A 17,719-nucleotide genomic window follows, 5' to 3' on the forward strand; every position below is an offset into this window, starting at 1 on the left:
GCAGGGTTTTATTCTGAAAACAATGGCATCAACCTATACCCGTCCAAAGCCTGATGGCCGGGTTGAACAGCAAGCCGGTTCAAGTGGGACGTCTAACCACTACATAAGTCTATTTAATGGTAAAAGAGTCTCTTGCCATCAGTCCTCTGGTGGTACAGCCAAGAATCTGGACGATAGCAGACGTATTGAAGATGCCTTTTGGCAACAAAAAATGTTGCAAGGGCGTCAAATCACCACGGCTTGTGTGATTACAGCTTACGGCAATGATAGAACGTCTCTTAGAAGCGGTTTCTTCCTGCAAAAACTCTGCTTAAGGAACATTCTCCATAACAATAGAAACATCACCCCGGATCAGGTTGTCCGGGCGTTTAACCTGAAACCAGATCGGAGTAAGAGCGAATTAGCGATAGCGTGCTTCAAAGCGGAATGTTGCCTGAAGGGGCTGTCAATGAACGACCAACGGCTCACACCGGCGGCAGTGGTTAAAGATTTCCCGGATAGCCCGGAGGGCAGAATGGCACTGGCGCACTTCAAGGAAAAATGTTGCCTGAGTGGCCTGGCGTTGAATGACCGGCAGTTCACACCGGATGTCGTGGTTAAGGATTTCCCGGATAGCCCGAAGGGCAGATTGGCCCTGGCGCACTTTAAGGAGCACTGTTACCTGAAGAAGTTGATCTTGAATGGCCAGCAAGTCACAACGGAGGCGGTGGTTAAGGGTTTTCAGGCAGCCGGGGCAACAAGGGCGCTGGGGCGTTTTAAGGAACATTGTTGCTTGAAGGGAGTGAAATTGAATGGCCAACTGGTCTCAGCGGAGGCGGTGGTTAAGGACTTTCAGGCAGTCAACGCAAAACTGGAGCTGGCACGCTTTAAGCAGCAATGTTGCCTGCTGGGGCTGGCGTTGAATGACCGGCAGGTGACACCGGAGGCCGTTGTTAAGGATTTTCAGGCAGCCAAATCAACACTGGGGCTGGCGCGCTTTAAAGCGGAATGTTGCCTGAGAGGTGTGCCACTGAACGGCCAGCAGATGACACCGGATGAAGTGGTCAGGGATTTTCAGGCAGCCAACGCAACACTGGCGCTGGCGCGCTTTAAAGAGCAATGTTGTATGAATGGGCTGGTGTTGAATGGCCAGCAAGTAACACCGGATATGGTGGTCAAGGATTTTCAGGCAGCCAACGCAACACTGGAGCAGGCACGCTTAAAGGCGGAATGCTGTCTGAGAGGGCTCCCATTGAATGACCGACAGGTGACACCAGAGTCAGTGGTCAGGGACTTTCAGGCACTCAGGGCAACACGGGAGCTGGCACGCTTTCAAGCAGAATGTTGCCTGAGGGGCCTGACGTTGAATGGCCGACAGGTGGCACCGGATGTGGTGGTTAAGGATTATGCGCGGGGTGGATGGCTGCTCGAAAGTGCAATTTTTTATGCTCAGCTGGCATTGAGTGGCAGGACATTGAATGGCCGCTATCTGGATAACAAGGAAGTATTGGCCGCGTTTCATCAAGCTCCGGGGGATCATTCTTCAAAGCAGGTCAGGTATCTGATTCAAAGGCTGAGACAATCCTGGCGGTACGATGAAACCAAAGAAGTTCAGGATTTGCTGCAAGCGGCCTGGCGAATCTTGGACAACATATCGGTCAAAGGTGATGAACAACACCGGCTGCAATGCATATTGAAATTCATGGCTATGCATCATGAGTTGCGAATTGATCATAAGCGGGTGTCCGCAGAGCAGGTATTGCATTCCATCAAAATACTGAGGCGTTCATTTCAGAATTCACGCCTGCATTTCTTTTTCCTCGCATACTGCTATATCAACAGCCAGTCTGTTAATAGACGACAGATCCATAAAGATCAGGTTATGGCGTGTCTTCAGAGTTTTCCTGAAGCCAGCAAGCTCCGCCACGCTTTAAGCTGCTGGTTTGAACAATGCAGCCCGGCATCCAATATCATGGATGAGTTGCTGTTCAAATCGGATTTCCTCTCCGAAGTGATACCCGATACAGAGAGCTTTGGCCGAAGAGCAACATCGGTAGAGGTATCCGTTGCCAATCCTGACAGGGAGAAACTATTCCCTTATCAGGCCAGGGAATACCGGGATGAAACAAAACCTGTGTCAGCTACCTGGGCAATGATCGTCAGAGGGTATCAACCCCTGAAACAATGGCCACAAACAGGCGCAACGAGTGTCCGGGGAGTTCCACAGTTAAATGCGCTAACGCTGAAAACACTGGAGGTTATTCAGGAAATCAATGGTGCCAATACTGCTCCAACCATTCTGATTACCGGTTCATACTCACGTTTTTTACAGAACCTCTGCCCGGTATTTAATGATATTGATATTATCTGCACGACAGAAGAGGTCGCCAGAGCGCTTTTTGACAAGCTGCAGGCACTGAACACCGGCAGGGATTCAGAAATTCCAACAGACATCACCATCTCATCAATCCCGGGATGTCAGGCGATTAAACTGCCAAAAGCCTACAATATTCATCTTATAGACGGTGATTTGGGTACGAAAGCAATGGAGTTTCAGGTCAGTGTTGATGACAGAGTCATCCATGAGAATGCAGAGCAATCTGCCGTTCGCGTTCCCGGCGTTGAGAGGCCGGTATGGTATTTGTCGTTTGCTGAAGAAACCAGGCTTATGAACGATACGCTGGAACACCTCGCTGAGAACCTCGACCCGTTGACAGAGCAATTGCAACAAGGGGAGGTATTTGAATTACCCCGAACGCTTCTTTTTAACAACCCTATGAACACAGGGGAACGCATTTATGGCTTGCTGATGCGCTCCCTGCTTACTCTGAATAAAGCCAGGCAATTTATCGCTCTGTACTCTAAGCAACAAACCGGAAGATCAGACTTTCGGACTGACCAGCTGCAAGAACAACAACAACGCCTGCATACACTGACTGCGAAGCTTCAAACGAAATTGAATGGCCATGTTTGCCGTCATGATTTTGAGCACCGGGTAAATGGCTGTCTATCGACCATGCATAATGATTACCAGATCAAGAGGAAGGGCTTTATAAAAGTACTGCTGGCGATGATGCATCCTGAATATGACCAGGTAAATATGATCACCGACTGCTGCTCCCCCGAACACTCCACACAGGAACCTAACCATTATTTTTAGGTCTGACAGTGGTATTTATGGTTAAAGTGCGCCGGGTTTTATTCTGAAAGCAACAGCATCAACCTGCTCATCTCCACATTCTGCTGATCGGTTTGGTCAACAAGCTGGTGCAGGCGGGTTTCCTGATTGTTCAAAAAGCCCCTGTAACTGCAAAAGCGTTGCAAGTCATCCGTCTTATAGAGCCACAGCTACCCCCTCAGATATTGGCAAATGTACTGAGGATGCCTTTTGGCAAAAAAAACATTAGAAGGGCGTCAGATAACCACGGCTGTAGTGCTTGCTACCTATGGAAATGAGAAAACGTCTCTCAGAAGCGGGTTCTTCCTGCAAAAGCTCTGTTTACAGAATATTTTACATAGCAATAGAAAAGTTACCCCGGATCAGGTCATTCAGGCATTCAACCGGCAGCCGGACCGAAAGAGTAAGTACAAATTAGCAATAGCACGCTTCAAGGCCGAATGTTGCCTGAAGTGTCTGCCGTTATATGGTTATCAGGTTACACCGGGTGAAGTGGTTAAGGATTTCCCGGGTAGCCCGGAAGGCAAACTGGGGATAGCGCGTTTTAAGGAACAATGCTGCCTTAAGGGCCTGATGTTGAATGGTCGGCAGATTTCACCGAATACAGTGGTTAAGGATTATCAGGCAGCCAACGCAAAACTGGAGTTGGTGCGCTTTCAGGAACAATGTTGCCTGAGGGGACTGTTGTTGAATGGTCGACAGTTCACACCTGATGCGGTGGTTAGGTGCTATCAGGCATTAAAGGCGACACTGTCGCTAGGGCGTTTTCAGGAACAATGTTGCCTGAAGGGGCTGTTGTTGAATGGCCAGCATGTGACAACGGATACCGTGGTTAAGAATTATCAGGCAATCAAAGCAACACTGGAGGAGGCACGCTTCAAAGCAGAGTGTTGCCTCAGGGGGCTGACATTGAATGGTCGGCAGGTCACAGCGGATGAAGTGGTTGAGGGCTACCAGATAGCCAACGCACCACTGGAGCTGGCACGCTTTAAGGAACAATGTTGCCTGTGGGGCCTGATATTGAATGGTCAGCTGGTCACACCGGATTCGGTGGTCAGGGATTTCCCGGATAGCCCGGAAGGAAGACTGGGGATAGCACGTTTCCAGGCGGAATGTTGCCTGAGGGGGCTGTTATTGAATGGCCAGCAGGTCACACCGGGGGCAGTGGTCAAGGATTATGAGCGTGGTGGCTGGTTGCTCGAGAGAGCTATTTTTTATGCTCAGCTGGCATTGAATGCAAAAGTATCGGATTTTACCTGTCTGGATGATCAGAAAGTATTAGAAGCATTTAATGACGTTCCCGGGGATCATTCTTCAAGGCAAGCCAGGTATTTGATGCAAAGCCTGAAACCACCTCAGCGGTACGATGAAGCCAATGAAGCTCAGGATGTCCTTCAAAAGGCCTGGCAAATCTTAAGCAACGTATCGGTCCGGGACGATGAGCAACTCCGACTGCAATGTATATTGCAATTCATGGCGATGCAGTATGAATTGACCATTGATCATCTGAGAGTAACCGCAGAACAGGTATTGCAATCAATTAACACACTGAGATGCTCATATCAGAATTCACGCCTGTATTTCTTCTTTCTGGCGCAGTGTCATATCGCGAGACAGCCTGTTAATGGACGGCAAATCCATAGGGAGCAGGTTCAGGAATGCCTTCAGAGTTTTCCCGAGGGAAGCAGGCTTCGCAATGCGTTAAGCTGCTGGTTTGAACAATGCAGCTCCGCAGCCAATATAACGGATTCTTTACTGTTTAAACGGGTAAGTGCCGTTACCTCGGGTAGTGATAATTCTGACGTATATAAAGATTTTGTCGTACAACAGGAAGCTTCTGTTGCCATTACCGCTGGTGCAGTTCAAACCCGGAAGCACTTGCCAAAAGAATGGACAGCAACAGGCGGGCCGGGAGCCCCCAACCATTGGATTCCGCAGTTAAATGCGCTAACGCTGAAAACCCTGGAGATTATTCAGGAAATTAATGGTGCTAATACCGATCCAGCCATTCTGATTACCGGTTCATACTCCCGTTTTTTACAGAACCTCTGCCCAGTATTTAATGATATTGACATTATCTGCACGACAGAAGCGTCTGCCAGAGCACTCTTTGATACGCTGCAGTCACTGAATACCGACAGGGACTTTGAAATCCCCAAAAACATCACCATCAGGCTAATACCGGGATGTCCGGCGATTAAACTACCAAACGCTTATAATATTGAGCTTGAATACGGTGATTTGGGTGCCAGGGCAATGGGGATTCAGGTCAGTGTTGATGCCAGAGTCATCCATGACAATGCAGAACGATTGGCTGTTCATGTGCCCGGCGTTGAGAGGCCGGTATGGTATTTGTCGTTTGCTGAAGAAACCAGGCTACTGAACGATACGCTCGAACACCTCGCTGAGAACCTTGATGCGCTGACAGGGCAATTGCAAGAAGGCACGGTATGTGACCTGCCGCGAACCATTCTTTTTAATTTCCCGCAAAGCCCTGATGAGCGTATTTATGGCTTGCTTATGCGCGCCCTGCTTAGCCTGAATAAAGCCTGGCAGTTTATCGTTCTGCACTTTGAACAAAAAAAAGGAAATCCTGACTGTCTTACCGATCAGCTTCAACAAGAGCAACAACGCCTTCGTGTGCTTAGTGCGAATCTTCAAACCAAATTGCATAGCCATGTTTACCGTGATGCTTTTGAGCACAGAGTTAACGACTGGCTAACGACAACTCACCATGTTAATGATTACGAGATCAAGAGGAAGGATTTTGTCAAAGCGCTGCTTGCGATGATGCATCCTGAATAAGTGCAAGTGTGCGCTCGTCCTTTTTTACCGCGTTCACTTTATTTAGACATCCGCAGCGTCTCCTTAATCGCTGCCGTATGATATCAATGTCTGTCGCTCGACACCTTGTGGTTCATAATCGGCAACGTTAATGGGTGAGTTTTTTTCGATGTACTCACGAATCACTTCTGCGTCCATAAAGCCTGTGTCTACAAAGCCCGGATAGGAACTCACATCAGGATAGTTATCACCTCCCCTTGCAGAGAAACTCAGAGTTGCCATCTTATAAGTTTTATTCCTATCCAGTGGTTTCCCGCCAATACGAACATTTTCAATTCCCGATGGGGTGATCACCATCTCAACACCAGAGAAGTGGGCAAATGCACCGCTATTAGCCGACATTTGACCAACAACCTCGAGGTAATCGAGAACCTGCTGACCAGACATCTCAACAGTAGTCAGTGTGTAGCCGAATGGAAATACTATCAGAGCATCTTTATAAGTAATCTCCCCAGCATTGATACTGGCACGAATCCCGCCTCCATTGGTTACCGAAAAGTCAGCACCGGTTTTGTCCATAAAAGCCCGGGTCAGTAACGTGCCCAGATTAGTTGGCTGGAACCGTACTTCATTACGTTCGCCCATTAAGCGTTGGTCGACACTGCCAATTTTAACGTCAACCAGCTTTGCGCCCGCCTCCTGATAAGGAGAAAGAAGCCTCATCATTGCTTCTTGATAAGGAATTCTGGTTTCACTGCCTGTGTGGTTAACAGGGATCAGCTGGTAATCAATAAGTTCGAGATCACCCTGTTGATAAACGAAGTCTGCGCGCCCAACGTATTTGCCCCACTCATGGGCCTGTACGATCCAGGTGTCATTTTGCAGATCAGGCTCAAACAATGGATCCTGGGAGTGACCGCCAACAATCAGGTCGATGCCGTTTACGGTTCGAGCAAGTGTTACATCTCCGGGAGCCTTAACACCATGATTGCCATTGGGGTAGTGACCCATGTGCGTTGAAGCAATGATCACATCGGCCTTCTCTTCCAGTCTGGGCAGTAATTCACGCGCTACCTCAATCGGGCTGGCAAATGTCAGACCTTGCACATTCTCAGGATTAGACGTTTTAGGGGTGTCGTCTGTGGTTAAACCCATAACCGCGACACGAAGGCCATCAAGATTGAACATGGTGTAAGGCACAAACAATGGCTCCCCACTTTTCTGATCGATAATATTGGCTGACAGGAATGGAAACTCCGCCAGTTCTTCCTGCATCATCAATATATCTCGCGGGTTATCAAATTCATGGTTGCCAACAGCCATTGCATCGTACCCAAGCATATTCATGCCTTTGAAGTCAGGGACAGCGTCCTGCAGGTCTGACTCGGGTACACCTGTATTAATGTCGCCCCCGGACAGTAGCAGCACATGTCCACCTTCTTCAGATACTTCTTTGCGAATCTCCTCAATCAAAGTCATGCGGGCTGCCATACCGAACTGATCTTTCCTGTCATGCCAGAACCGGCCATGATGGTCATTAGTGTGCAGTACCGTTAACTGGTAAGTTTTATCCGGGTCGAAGGCGGTGCCCGTTTGTTTTTCCGGGATAAGGGAGTATGCGCTAACCATAACCGCAATAGCAGCGACGGTCAGGGGAGCTGGTTTTGATAATTTAAATGCCATTTAAATGATCTCCTAAGGAATAAAAAGAAAATTGTTTTATTAGGGTTTGCATAAATCTCGTTATATCAAGAGAGGTTAACTACTCAACAGCCGTAGCTCAAATCGGCAGAGATATTAGAGGCTGTTGTAAAAGTTACTGATCATTAACTCAGGATAAAGATCAAAAGTCGTCTATAACTACTGTATCTGATTAGTTGATGGAGAACTATCATGGTGCCCTTCAGACCTGACTGATGACGAGTGGGCAATCCTTAAACCTCTGTTTCCTGACCCTGGCTATGACACTCCGAAGAACGGACGTCCACGTGACTGGAATTATCGTCTGATACTGAATGCCATATTCTATCTCAATAAAACAAGTTGCCAGTGGCGAATGCTTCCTTCTGATTTTCCACCATGGAGCACTGTATACACCTCTTTCCGGATCAGGAAAAAAGATGACACATGGCAGAAGGACATGATGCGCTTCGTGATCAGGTACGAATTCAGGCGGGCAAAGAGCCACAACCAACAGCAGCAAGCATTGACTGTGTTGTTATTGGTTTTAAAGATAAATGCCAATAACATTTTCAATTGGCTGTGTTTTTGGACGAGAACTATCCTGGCTCATTTGAAGCCGTTTTGGGAGCGGGGTGGACCATTTCATTAGGTCTTGATTTTTGACGTTGGTTTCAAGGTTAAAGAACTGCCCCCAGTTTTTTGCCATCACCTTCAGTCGTGGTACCAGTAAGGACTCCATGTTTTTTTGCTGTCTCAGCAACACCCTTATTGTCTCTACCCTCTGTAACTGCCTCGGGAGTGGCCATGGCAGAGAGCAGCAAATCGACCAGATAGCTCATGCAGTCATCAGATGGTTGCTCCAGACAACTGATAAACGCGCTTAAATTGAAGGTTAAGTGATTAAACAACGTAGCGGGGGACTCAAATACATTAGCTATAGGTTTATCCCGAAAAAAGTAGTTTTGACTTCCGTCCAATCTATAGTCAGCCAAGACCCTGCTATGGCTTAACGACTGAGTTTCAATGGCTACTGCCAGGGAAATAAGATTGAGTCTACTCTGCTCGCTCATCAGTAATACGTCCAGACAATTATTGCCATTGATATCTTTGATAGCAGGGTCGCTTCCCCTCTCTATAAGGGGTTGGATATAGGCCTGATCTCGCCTGGCGCAAGCATAATGCAATGGTGTCAGGCCGTATTTATCCTGTGAGTTTATATGCCTGCTGACCGGTAAACTTTCTGATTGTATTATTTTTGTGAACACTGGGTATTGTTTTTGATGCCTACTTGTTGAAGCTTTTTTATGTCCTTTGGCAATCAACAGGTGCAGCAAATTTTTCCTGTTACAGTCCTCAATAAAAGGATCAGCACCCATTTCAGTGATTAAATCAATGGCAACCTCACCACCACCGTTTGCTATAACAGACATTAAACCCGTTACATATTTCCATTCTGGCCACCACAGACAATCATTGATGGACAGGGCTGGATTTTGCTCCAGAATTTCTTTGCCTTCCTGGATAGCCTGGGAAATTTTGGCCATGGTGCTGGTTTTGTGATGCTTGACAGTCAAATCCCAGAACCAATGCTGAATGGGAGTTACCGGCCCATCGGGGTTGGAAGACTCTAAAGTGGATGGTGCATCTGACGATGATGCTTGCATCTTATTAGCCTTTTTAAGGGCTTTAAGATTTTTTCTGGCAATTGCCCCTGACTCAGCCTCAGTAGCCTGATTCTTGGGCAAATCTAGCTGATCATCAAGTTGCGCAAACACACGTTTTACGCCAGAAAACGATGTGGGAACCATATCTGTTTACCCTGTAGTGTGATTGACATCAATCTTCAGGTTCCTGGAAAAATCATCCAGAGCATCACACCAGACCAGAAAAAAAGGAATAAGTTCATTTTAAAGAGTCGATAAAGGTCGACAAGATTGTTCTTAACCGCCTCGTCGTTGCCCGCCCAACGTTCTTTCAGGCAGGGCAGCTCGGAACAAAAGAGTTGCTTGAACTGTTTGAACCACCCAACAAAGACCCCATTGTCTTAAACCAGCAGAAGTGGAGCTACAAGGTAAAGGTACTGAAGCGATATGAAACCATGTATGGATGCGTGCCTATGGAACGTTCTGTTTATCAGGGAGTCAGAGGTGGTGTTACGCTGGCGCCTCTTGATCTTCGCACCGGTATTGTCGGCTCAACTACCCCCAAGTTTGCCAAAACACTCGCTTGGAAATACAGTCAGATGCCCGCTCCTGCTGTTAAAGAAGACTTTGCAACCAACCATCAAAGAACTCTGTCTAACTCGTATATCAAGCATTTATCCGACAGGGTAGGTGCATTAATTGAAGACCAGAAAGACATCGAATATGACTTGCCGCTCCTGTCAGAACCCGTCGAAACCATTGCCATAGGTCTGGATGGCACCTGCATCTTGCTCTGTGAACACGGCTGGAGAGAAGCGATGTGTGGAACCCTGAGTCTTTACTCGGCCAATGGTGATTGATTGCACACTATTTATACCGCCAGCTCACCTGAATATGGCAAGCAAAGCCAGGAGAAAGCTCTGGTTAGAAGATAGGCTCCATAACTTGAAACACACATGCGGTGCGGCCAGGAAAATACTGAAGGAAATTGAATCAGAAGAACTCCCGAAAAAGACGACGGCATTGATAGAAAAGCGTTACAAGGCAGTGGGAACAACTGTGGTCTAACGTTATGTCAGGCAAAGTTCTACTTGATTGCTGAGCCAGCTATTAACCCGAGAGAGCACCCTATTCATGATCATAAAGCTCAAAGAACCCCGCAGACATGACAGATACGGGAACGTTATCGCCTAAAGGCGACATTACCGGTCAGCCAGGTTACATTGAACTCACCGGAATGTGTGGTGCTTAGTTAAACCCGTCTTTTTCGTCTTTATCATCAACATCATCATCATTGGCTTGCCTGATTGGAAACAATCTCTTTCTCAGAGAACCAAACAGATCATTGGGGTTGGGTGCCTGCTCTTCTTTTTCCTTTGCCTCTTTTTTTGCCTCTTGGATTTGTTGCTCAATATCCTTGTCGCTGCTCTGACGCTTGTTATCCATGGCGGTAGCAGCGTTTTCCAGAGCTTTTTTGAATGTCTCACTGCCAAAGAAGCCCTGGTTTGATGGCTTGCTTTTAGCTCCGTTACCTGATTCCGTTTTGTTTGCGTTGTCCGGGCTATTGGCCTGAGCAGTGCTGGTTGATGCCGGAGCCTTCCTGGTCCTGGCGGACAATATTTCCTGGGATATTGGTGGAGGTACTGGTGGTGCAGCGGGAGGCAATGGCGTTGTGGCATCATTGTTCAAAATTGGTTGAGTGGTTTCTCCCGGTTCTTCTGGAGAGAGGGCGGCATTTATGTTGTTCAGGTCAGCGGTTACATCCTCCGGGAGCTGGTCATCAGATACCGACGAGTCTGTGATGTCGTCAGCATCCATGGTATCTGAACTTTTTCTCAGCATCTTTGCCACGGCGGCTTCCAACTCTGCTTTAAACTGGGCATCGTTAAACGTCTTGTTACCGGATGATGTGTTTTTCGTTTCGCCCTTTGGTACGGCAATGTTACTGGTTGCCTTGCTATTCGTCTGAGAAGAGCTTCTCTGCCCGGCTGGTAACTCATCCGCCGCAGGGAACGGTGGAAAGGAAACCGTTGTTTCAGCAGGCTTGTAACCGTTGGATGATAGTGCCGACTGGGAGGGCTGAGCCGTTTCTTCCATTGCTCTGTTTCTTGCCGCTACTTTTTCCATCAGTTCATCGATAAAGGGAAGGTGGCTATTTTCCAATCTCTCCGTCGTCTGAGCCCATTTCTTGGCAACATTGCTATCCAGAGTGTCAACTTCTTCTGGTGTTTTGGGTCTTCTGTCGGCCAGTTTTTTGGTCAATTCCGCCATGAGTTCGGGGTGACTCCCGGGCCGAGAGGCTTTTGGTGTGTTTGCCGTATCGTCATTGGGTGAAAGTGTGTCACTGGTTTGAGTGCTATTGCCTTCGATTGGCTGGTTTGGCTTTATTGATTTTAGTTCCCTTTGTCTATTTTTTAGCTCTCTGAGCAGTGCTGCATGCAAGTTCTCTTGTTTTTCTGGCTGTCGGACTTGCGATTTGGCCGTCTGTTCCGTTTTCGGGTCAGTTGACGGCTCTGCCTGTTGCAGCGTCATTGTCGGCTGAGCGTCGGATTGCTCTGCCGGGATAGAGGCTGTTTCCCGGATTTCTTCCCGGGAGAGGGATGGTGCTGTCATGGTTTCCGGCAAGGGAGAGAGGCTATCAACGGGCGCTGTTTCCTGCGGACTTTCTGCGCTGTCTGGTACGGCGTCAGTTTGCTCTTTCAGAGCTGAAACGGGCTCGGTGACAGCGAGGTCTTCTTCTGTTGGAACACTCTCGGTATGTTCAGCTGCGGGAGTGCTTTCTTGTTCTGTCTCCTGAATCAGTGGAGAGCTTTGTGCGACTGAGTCAGTAGCCTGCTGCTGGGGTAAAGCGGTTTTGGCCTCCTTAGGCTGAGTTGGAGCGGCGGTTTGCGAACTATTCACTGAAGGGAGTGGTACTGGATAAACCGGAGTTGCTTGCTGAGTGCCTACAGGTGGATCGGTGACTATGGGGGCAGCTTGCTTCTGCGCACCGGAAGCAGTTGTTGTGGTTAAGTCTTGCTCTTCAGGGTGAGCATTACCCTTCTCAATACCCGGAGAATCTTCTCTGGCAGTGATAGCCGAACTTTCCCCTGTTGCTGGCCGGGTGCTTGTATCATGGTGCCTGGTCTCGACATAGCTTTTCTCAACGGGGGTTCGATGATGAACGGTGATTGCACACTTTCTGTTACTGAGCTTGTCAAACGCCTGTGCGCCTTCCCCCTGGCCCAAAGTTTCTCTGCCCGCAATCTCGTTATCGTTGCGCACGAGGGACTGTCTTATTTCTTCGGCTTCACTGACACTTGCTTCTGTATTGGCATGCTGCTGACGCTTAAGGGCCTCTATGGTTTTTTCCATTAACTGGTCAAGATTCTTCTGGTTCTCCAATTCATCGCCCGGGGGTATCAGGCTCAGTGGTTTTTCGGACTGAGACTTAAGGGTGATTTTAACGCTAAGGCCAGCCGGGAACTCCATACTCCTAAGCATTGCCAGCACTTGCTCAGGGCTATTAGCTCGAGCTTTATCCAGCGCTTCCAGCGAAATACCGACTACTTTCTTGGCGTTAATGGCACCAAGAACACTGTCTGCCCGTTGCAGTAAATCAGTCCGTTCCTGCAAAAGTTTTGCATCCTGGCTATCCGGTTTATTCTCTTTTAAACCCGTCGTGTGATGAGCGGGTACCTGGGTAGCTGCTGTTTTTAGTGGCGATGGACTGTCTGCACCGGTTACCACGCTTTTCTGTTCAGCTAAATAGCTTGTGGTATCGGCACTTTCAATTTTCCTGCCTCTATGGGTACCAACCGGTGCCTCCGCCTCTTTTGGCGCTGGCTCATAATTGGTGTGGACAGGGCCTGAACCCTCGACTCCTGGCGCTCTGTGACAAAGTGGGTTTCTGGGTAGTTTGAACATAATTGAGTAGGCTGGCCGGTTGTATTGTTAGTGATATCGGCAGCAGGAGGAAATTGTTACCGGTCAGCTTTATTTCAGCTGACCGGCTTTTTTATTTATTTTCTGTCCTATCTCTTTCCCGGGTGAAAACCCATTCTTCATCCGAGGACATGGCCTCATTAAAGGCATAACCTTCGTAGTCAAAACTTTTCATTTTTTCTGGCTGGTCAATATTGTGGTCGATAATGTAGCGACACATCAGGCCCCGGGCTTTTTTGGCGTAGAAACTGATGATTTTGTATTGACCGTTCTTCCAGTCTTTAAATACCGGCGTAATAATCTGGCCATTAATCTGCTTTGGCTGAACAGACTTGAAGTATTCATTGGACGCGAGGTTGACCAGTACCTGGCTCTTCTGACTGGCCAGCTCGTTGTTCAGCTGCTCTGTAATCCTGCTTCCCCAGAACTGGTAAAGGTCTTTCCCCCGCTGATTGGCAAATCGCGTGCCCATTTCCAGACGGTAAGCCTGCATTAAATCCAGCGGGCGAAGCAGGCCATAAAGGCCAGAGAGAATTCGCAGGTGTTTCTGGGCAAATGACAGCTGCTGTTCACTCAGTGTTTCTGCGTCGAGACCAGTGTAGACATCACCCTTGAAGGCCAGTACCGCCTGCTTGGCATTATCCGGACTGAACGGTGTCGACCATGCCTGGAAACGGGCAGCATTGAGCTGGGACAGCTTATCACTGATGCTCATCAGGCTGCCAATCGCTGCCGGGCTTAATTCACGGAGCTCTTCAATCAGCAGGGCGGACTGGTCAAGAAAGTCTGGCTGAGTGAATTTTTTTGTTGTGGGTGGTGTGTCATAGTCCAGGGTTTTCGCTGGAGAAATAACGAGCAGCATTCAACTCTCCCTGATTGTTCAAGCTTAAGATAATGATGACAATAGTAGAGCAGGGAGCGTTCCTTTAATAGGGTTGAATGGGTTAATAAGACCTATCATGTCCATTGATAATGGCTATCACTTTAAGAAACGGGAATGTTCAGATCAATTTGTTGCCACCGCAGCAGTGCAGTCTATTCCCGTACAGTTGAAATAAATAGAAAGCCCCGGCGATCCGGGGCTTTGTCGTGATGAAGAGGAATGAATTACAGATGGGTTTCAGCATACGCTGCCAGTGGTGACCTTGGTACACCCTGAAGCTGCATTGAACCTCCATTGGGGAAATGCTTCAGGCGCTCAGTCATATAGGTTAAGCCGGAGCTGGTGGCGGCCAGATAAGGGGTGTCGATCTGGGCCAGGTTGCCAAGGCAGATCACTTTACTGCCGACGCCGGCGCGGGTGATGATGGTTTTGATCTGGTGGGGAGTCAGATTCTGACATTCATCAATGATGATCAGACTCTGCTGGAAGCTCCTGCCACGGATGTAGTTCAGGGATTTGAAATGCAGCGGTACCCGGTCGAGTATGTACTCCACACTGCTGTTGGTGGATTCGTCATCATTGTGCAGCGCTTCCAGGTTATCGGTTATAGCGCCCAGCCAGGGTTCCATTTTTTCAGCCTCGGTACCTGGCAGGAAGCCAATGTCTTCATCCAATCCCCGGGTGGAACGGGTGGCAATAATTCTCCGGTATTGTTTCGTGGCAATGGTCATTTCAATGGCGGCTGCCAGGGCCAGAATGGTCTTGCCAGAACCGGCGGCACCATTGAGATTCACCAGATGCACATCCGGGTCAATCAGCAGATTCAGGGCCATGGCCTGGTTGATGTTCAAGGGTCTCAACCCCCAGGCTTCCTGATGCATCAGGCTTTCTCTGCTGTAGTGCTGAAGGCTTACCTGGTCGCCCGATAGGTCAATGACTTTTGCTACAAACCCCTGGTCGTCTAAAAGGAACTTGTTGAGATACAACTCTTCGGCAAACTCACTTTTGTCCAGGGTGTGAATGGTTTTACCATCAAGCTGTACTGTTTTTACTTCATTGACCCGGTCCCAGAAGTTGCCTTCATAGTGGATATAACCTTTGGTCAGTAAGCCAATATCACTGACCAGCTGGTCACTGTGATAGTCTTCGGTAAGAATTCCGCAGCCCCTGGCTTTGAGGCGCATATTTATGTCTTTGGTGACCAGTATGAACTGCCGGTCCGGATGGGCTTTCTGGTACTGACAGATGTCGTTAATTATCTGGTTGTCGTTATTACTGCTGGGGAGTGTGGTGATTTTATCGTCGGCATGACTCATCATGATGGAGAGTGTGCCGGATGTTTCCTTGCTGTGGCTTCTCTGGATAGGGACTCCCTGCTCTATCTCCGCAGGTGTTGCAGTACCCAGAATATTATCAATCAGTCGTATGGCCTGACGACAGTCGGCGGCTATGGTTTGTTTGCCGTTCTTGAGTTTGTCCAGTTCTTCCAGAACGGTGATGGGAATGATTACCTGATGTTCTTCAAAGTTGAGGATAGAGTTAGGGTCGTGAATCAGGACGTTACTGTCCAGTATGTAGGTGGTTGTGATGGGTGAGTTTTCTGGCCTGTTTTCCAGGGCATGTCCCATAGGCAGCTCCCTTGTCTGTTTTTGGGTTACTCATATTTGATTCTTATCGAAAAGCGTTAATCCGGCAAGGCTAAATTTCGATGAAGAATAAAAAATTTTTTTTCTCCTCCTAAAGGGTTTAAGTTGATGTGTTTTACTCTTATGCTTGAAAAGTTATATCGTATTTTTTTATAAAAATTTTACTGTTTTTTTGATTGATATTTCTTTTGATTATTACTGTTCTCTCCCATGTCAGCAGGCGAATCGTTAGCATTCGCCTGCTCTGTTAGCTTATCGGTGCTTAGTGTTTCTGGGATCAACAAGAAGCTGTTCCGCTGGGTAGTCCTTCTTCAGTTTATCCCCCAGCAGCGCTTCAAGATCCGGAATCAGAAACGAATCATCTTCACAGGCAAAGCTGATGCTGGTTCCGCTCGCCCCCGCTCTCCCGGTTCTGCCAATTCTGTGAACGTAGTCATCAGGGTCTTCAGGCAGGTTGTAGTTGATCACATGGCTGATTCCGTCAATGTGGATGCCCCGGCCAGCAACATCGGTAGCCACCAGTACTGAAATTTTTCCGGAGCGGAAATCTTCCAGAGTTCTGAGGCGCTTGTTCTGGGGAACTTCGCCAGAGATTTGGTCTGCCCTGATCCCAACCTTTTGCAGCTGTTCGGTCAGCTTGCGGGTCTGGTCCCTGCGATTGGTGAAAACAATGACTTTTTCCAGCTGGTGATGGTTAATCAGGTTTACCAGCAAGGGAAACTTCTGTTCCGATGAGAGAATGTAAACCTTTTGTTCCACCGTGTCGGTGGCGACACTGTCAGGTTCAATCTCAACCTTTACCGGGTTCCAGGTCCACTGTTCTCCAAGCCTTAATACATCATCTGTGAATGTCGCTGAGAATAGCAGCGTCTGACGGTCTCCCGGTCTTGGCGTCATGCGGATAATACGCCGTACCTGCGGGATAAAGCCCATGTCCAGCATGCGGTCCGCTTCGTCGATCACCATGACTTCAACCAGGTCCAGAAACAGGTCTTTACGCTCACAGTAGTCCAGCAGGCGCCCGGGTGTGGCAACGAGAATATCTACATAATTTTCGCCGATACGTTTACGCTGTTTCTCATAATCCATACCACCCACAACGGTGACAACGTGCAGCGGCAGGTATTGGGTCAGGGCTTCAGCGTCCTTACCGATCTGCAATGCCAGCTCCCGTGTGGGGGCAATGATGACCGCACGTGGCTCGCTCAGGTAGCGGGTATCCGGTGCCGGGGTGTCAATCAGCTGCTTGATCGTGCTGATCAGAAATGCTGCCGTTTTACCGGTTCCCGTCTGAGCCTTGCCGATCCCATCCCGACCCGCCAGAGTGCTACCGAGCACCTCTGCCTGAATTGGTGTGCAGTACTTGAAGCCCTGGTCAGCAATCGCATGCATCAGTTCGTCGGGCAGGGCAAAATCATGAAAGCGGGTCTTTTCAGGGTCAGGCGCTACCTGGAACTGATCAATACTCCAGCTTTCCTGCGCCCGGGCAGGACGGTCTGACTTTCTGCTGTTTGTCCGCTTCGGGCGCTTTGATGATTTGACGTTGTTTCTGGAATGCGCAGCCTGTTTTTTGCTGCCGGAAAGCGCTTTCTTCCCTTTTTCAGGGGAAGCATCTTTACTCGCGCTGCTTTTCTTAAAAAATCCTAGAAAACCACTCAATGCCTTAATCTCGTTCCTTTCAGTCCTGAACAATGGCTTTACCAATTGGCAGCCGGGTGAGCCAGCTATAAGGATACAATCTTTATCCTGATCGTCGCAGAGATGGGCGAGGAAGAAGTTAGCTGGTTAATACCATGCCCACTTTACCTAGGAGCCTGTCGGACTTAAGACTGTCCTACTGCGGTTGCGATAAATTGGTCTAAAAATTCCTGCTTCTTCGTCAAATAGCCCCGCTATTCTCCTCAGAAGCAGAAATTTTTACCCTCAATTTCTCGCAATCCTCACTACGGACGCTTAAGTCCGACAGGCTCCTAGGGAGTGGGTACGGTAAAGCGTGAGA

At 48.5% G+C, this 17,719-nt stretch carries 9 protein-coding genes and 1 pseudogene; 4 read left to right on the forward strand and 6 right to left on the reverse strand.

From position 1 onward, the window contains the following. Positions 1-22: 22 nt before the first annotated feature. Together CX664_RS19530 and CX664_RS19535 are read left to right on the forward strand one after the other, a co-directional pair. On the forward strand, positions 23-3,139 hold the full coding sequence (locus CX664_RS19530) for a hypothetical protein (RefSeq protein ID WP_101748353.1): 3,117 nt from the start codon (positions 23-25) through the stop codon (positions 3,137-3,139). A gap of 228 nt (positions 3,140-3,367) precedes the next feature. Next, entirely contained in the window at positions 3,368-5,962 is a 2,595-nt protein-coding gene (locus CX664_RS19535) for a hypothetical protein (RefSeq protein ID WP_101748354.1), read from the forward strand. 63 nt (positions 5,963-6,025) lie between these two features. On the opposite strand, the gene ushA is transcribed toward CX664_RS19535, so the two are convergent. Next, the gene (gene ushA / locus CX664_RS19540) at positions 6,026-7,624 is read right to left on the reverse strand and encodes a bifunctional UDP-sugar hydrolase/5'-nucleotidase UshA (RefSeq protein ID WP_101748355.1); all 1,599 of its coding nucleotides are present in this window, start codon (positions 7,622-7,624) and stop codon (positions 6,026-6,028) included. Between the two features lie 259 nt (positions 7,625-7,883). Here ushA and CX664_RS28290 point away from each other — a divergent pair. Next, a pseudogene (locus tag CX664_RS28290) lies at positions 7,884-8,018 on the forward strand (transposase); the annotation flags it as partial. Positions 8,019-8,301: 283 nt separating this feature from the next. On the opposite strand, the gene CX664_RS19550 reads toward CX664_RS28290, so the two are convergent. Next, positions 8,302-9,432, reverse strand: a complete 1,131-nt coding sequence (locus tag CX664_RS19550; RefSeq protein WP_101748357.1) for an ankyrin repeat domain-containing protein — start codon at positions 9,430-9,432, stop codon at positions 8,302-8,304. Positions 9,433-9,626: 194 nt separating this feature from the next. On the opposite strand from CX664_RS19550, the gene CX664_RS19555 reads away from it, so the two are divergent. Next, positions 9,627-10,127 carry a hypothetical protein gene (locus CX664_RS19555; protein ID WP_101748358.1) on the forward strand — a complete coding sequence of 167 codons (501 nt, stop codon included), beginning with the start codon at positions 9,627-9,629 and terminating at the stop codon, positions 10,125-10,127. A gap of 388 nt (positions 10,128-10,515) precedes the next feature. Here the strand turns inward: CX664_RS19555 and CX664_RS19565 are convergent, their stop codons facing one another. From CX664_RS19565 to rhlB, 4 genes are all read right to left on the reverse strand, one after another. Continuing rightward, the gene (locus CX664_RS19565; RefSeq protein ID WP_101748360.1) at positions 10,516-13,173 is read right to left on the reverse strand and encodes a hypothetical protein; all 2,658 of its coding nucleotides are present in this window, start codon (positions 13,171-13,173) and stop codon (positions 10,516-10,518) included. A 91-nt stretch (positions 13,174-13,264) separates the two neighbouring features. After that, positions 13,265-14,053 carry a peroxide stress protein YaaA gene (yaaA, locus tag CX664_RS19570; RefSeq protein WP_101748361.1) on the reverse strand — a complete coding sequence of 263 codons (789 nt, stop codon included), beginning with the start codon at positions 14,051-14,053 and terminating at the stop codon, positions 13,265-13,267. A 245-nt stretch (positions 14,054-14,298) separates the two neighbouring features. Beyond that, a complete protein-coding gene (locus CX664_RS19575) occupies positions 14,299-15,702 on the reverse strand; it encodes a PhoH family protein (protein ID WP_101748362.1) in 1,404 nt (467 codons plus the stop codon). Positions 15,703-15,972: 270 nt separating this feature from the next. Continuing rightward, the gene (gene rhlB, locus CX664_RS19580; protein WP_101748363.1) at positions 15,973-17,379 is read right to left on the reverse strand and encodes an ATP-dependent RNA helicase RhlB; all 1,407 of its coding nucleotides are present in this window, start codon (positions 17,377-17,379) and stop codon (positions 15,973-15,975) included. Positions 17,380-17,719: the final 340 nt, after the last annotated feature.

The organism is Endozoicomonas acroporae, assembly GCF_002864045.1.
GTDB classification, from domain to species: Bacteria; Pseudomonadota; Gammaproteobacteria; order Pseudomonadales; family Endozoicomonadaceae; genus Endozoicomonas; species Endozoicomonas acroporae.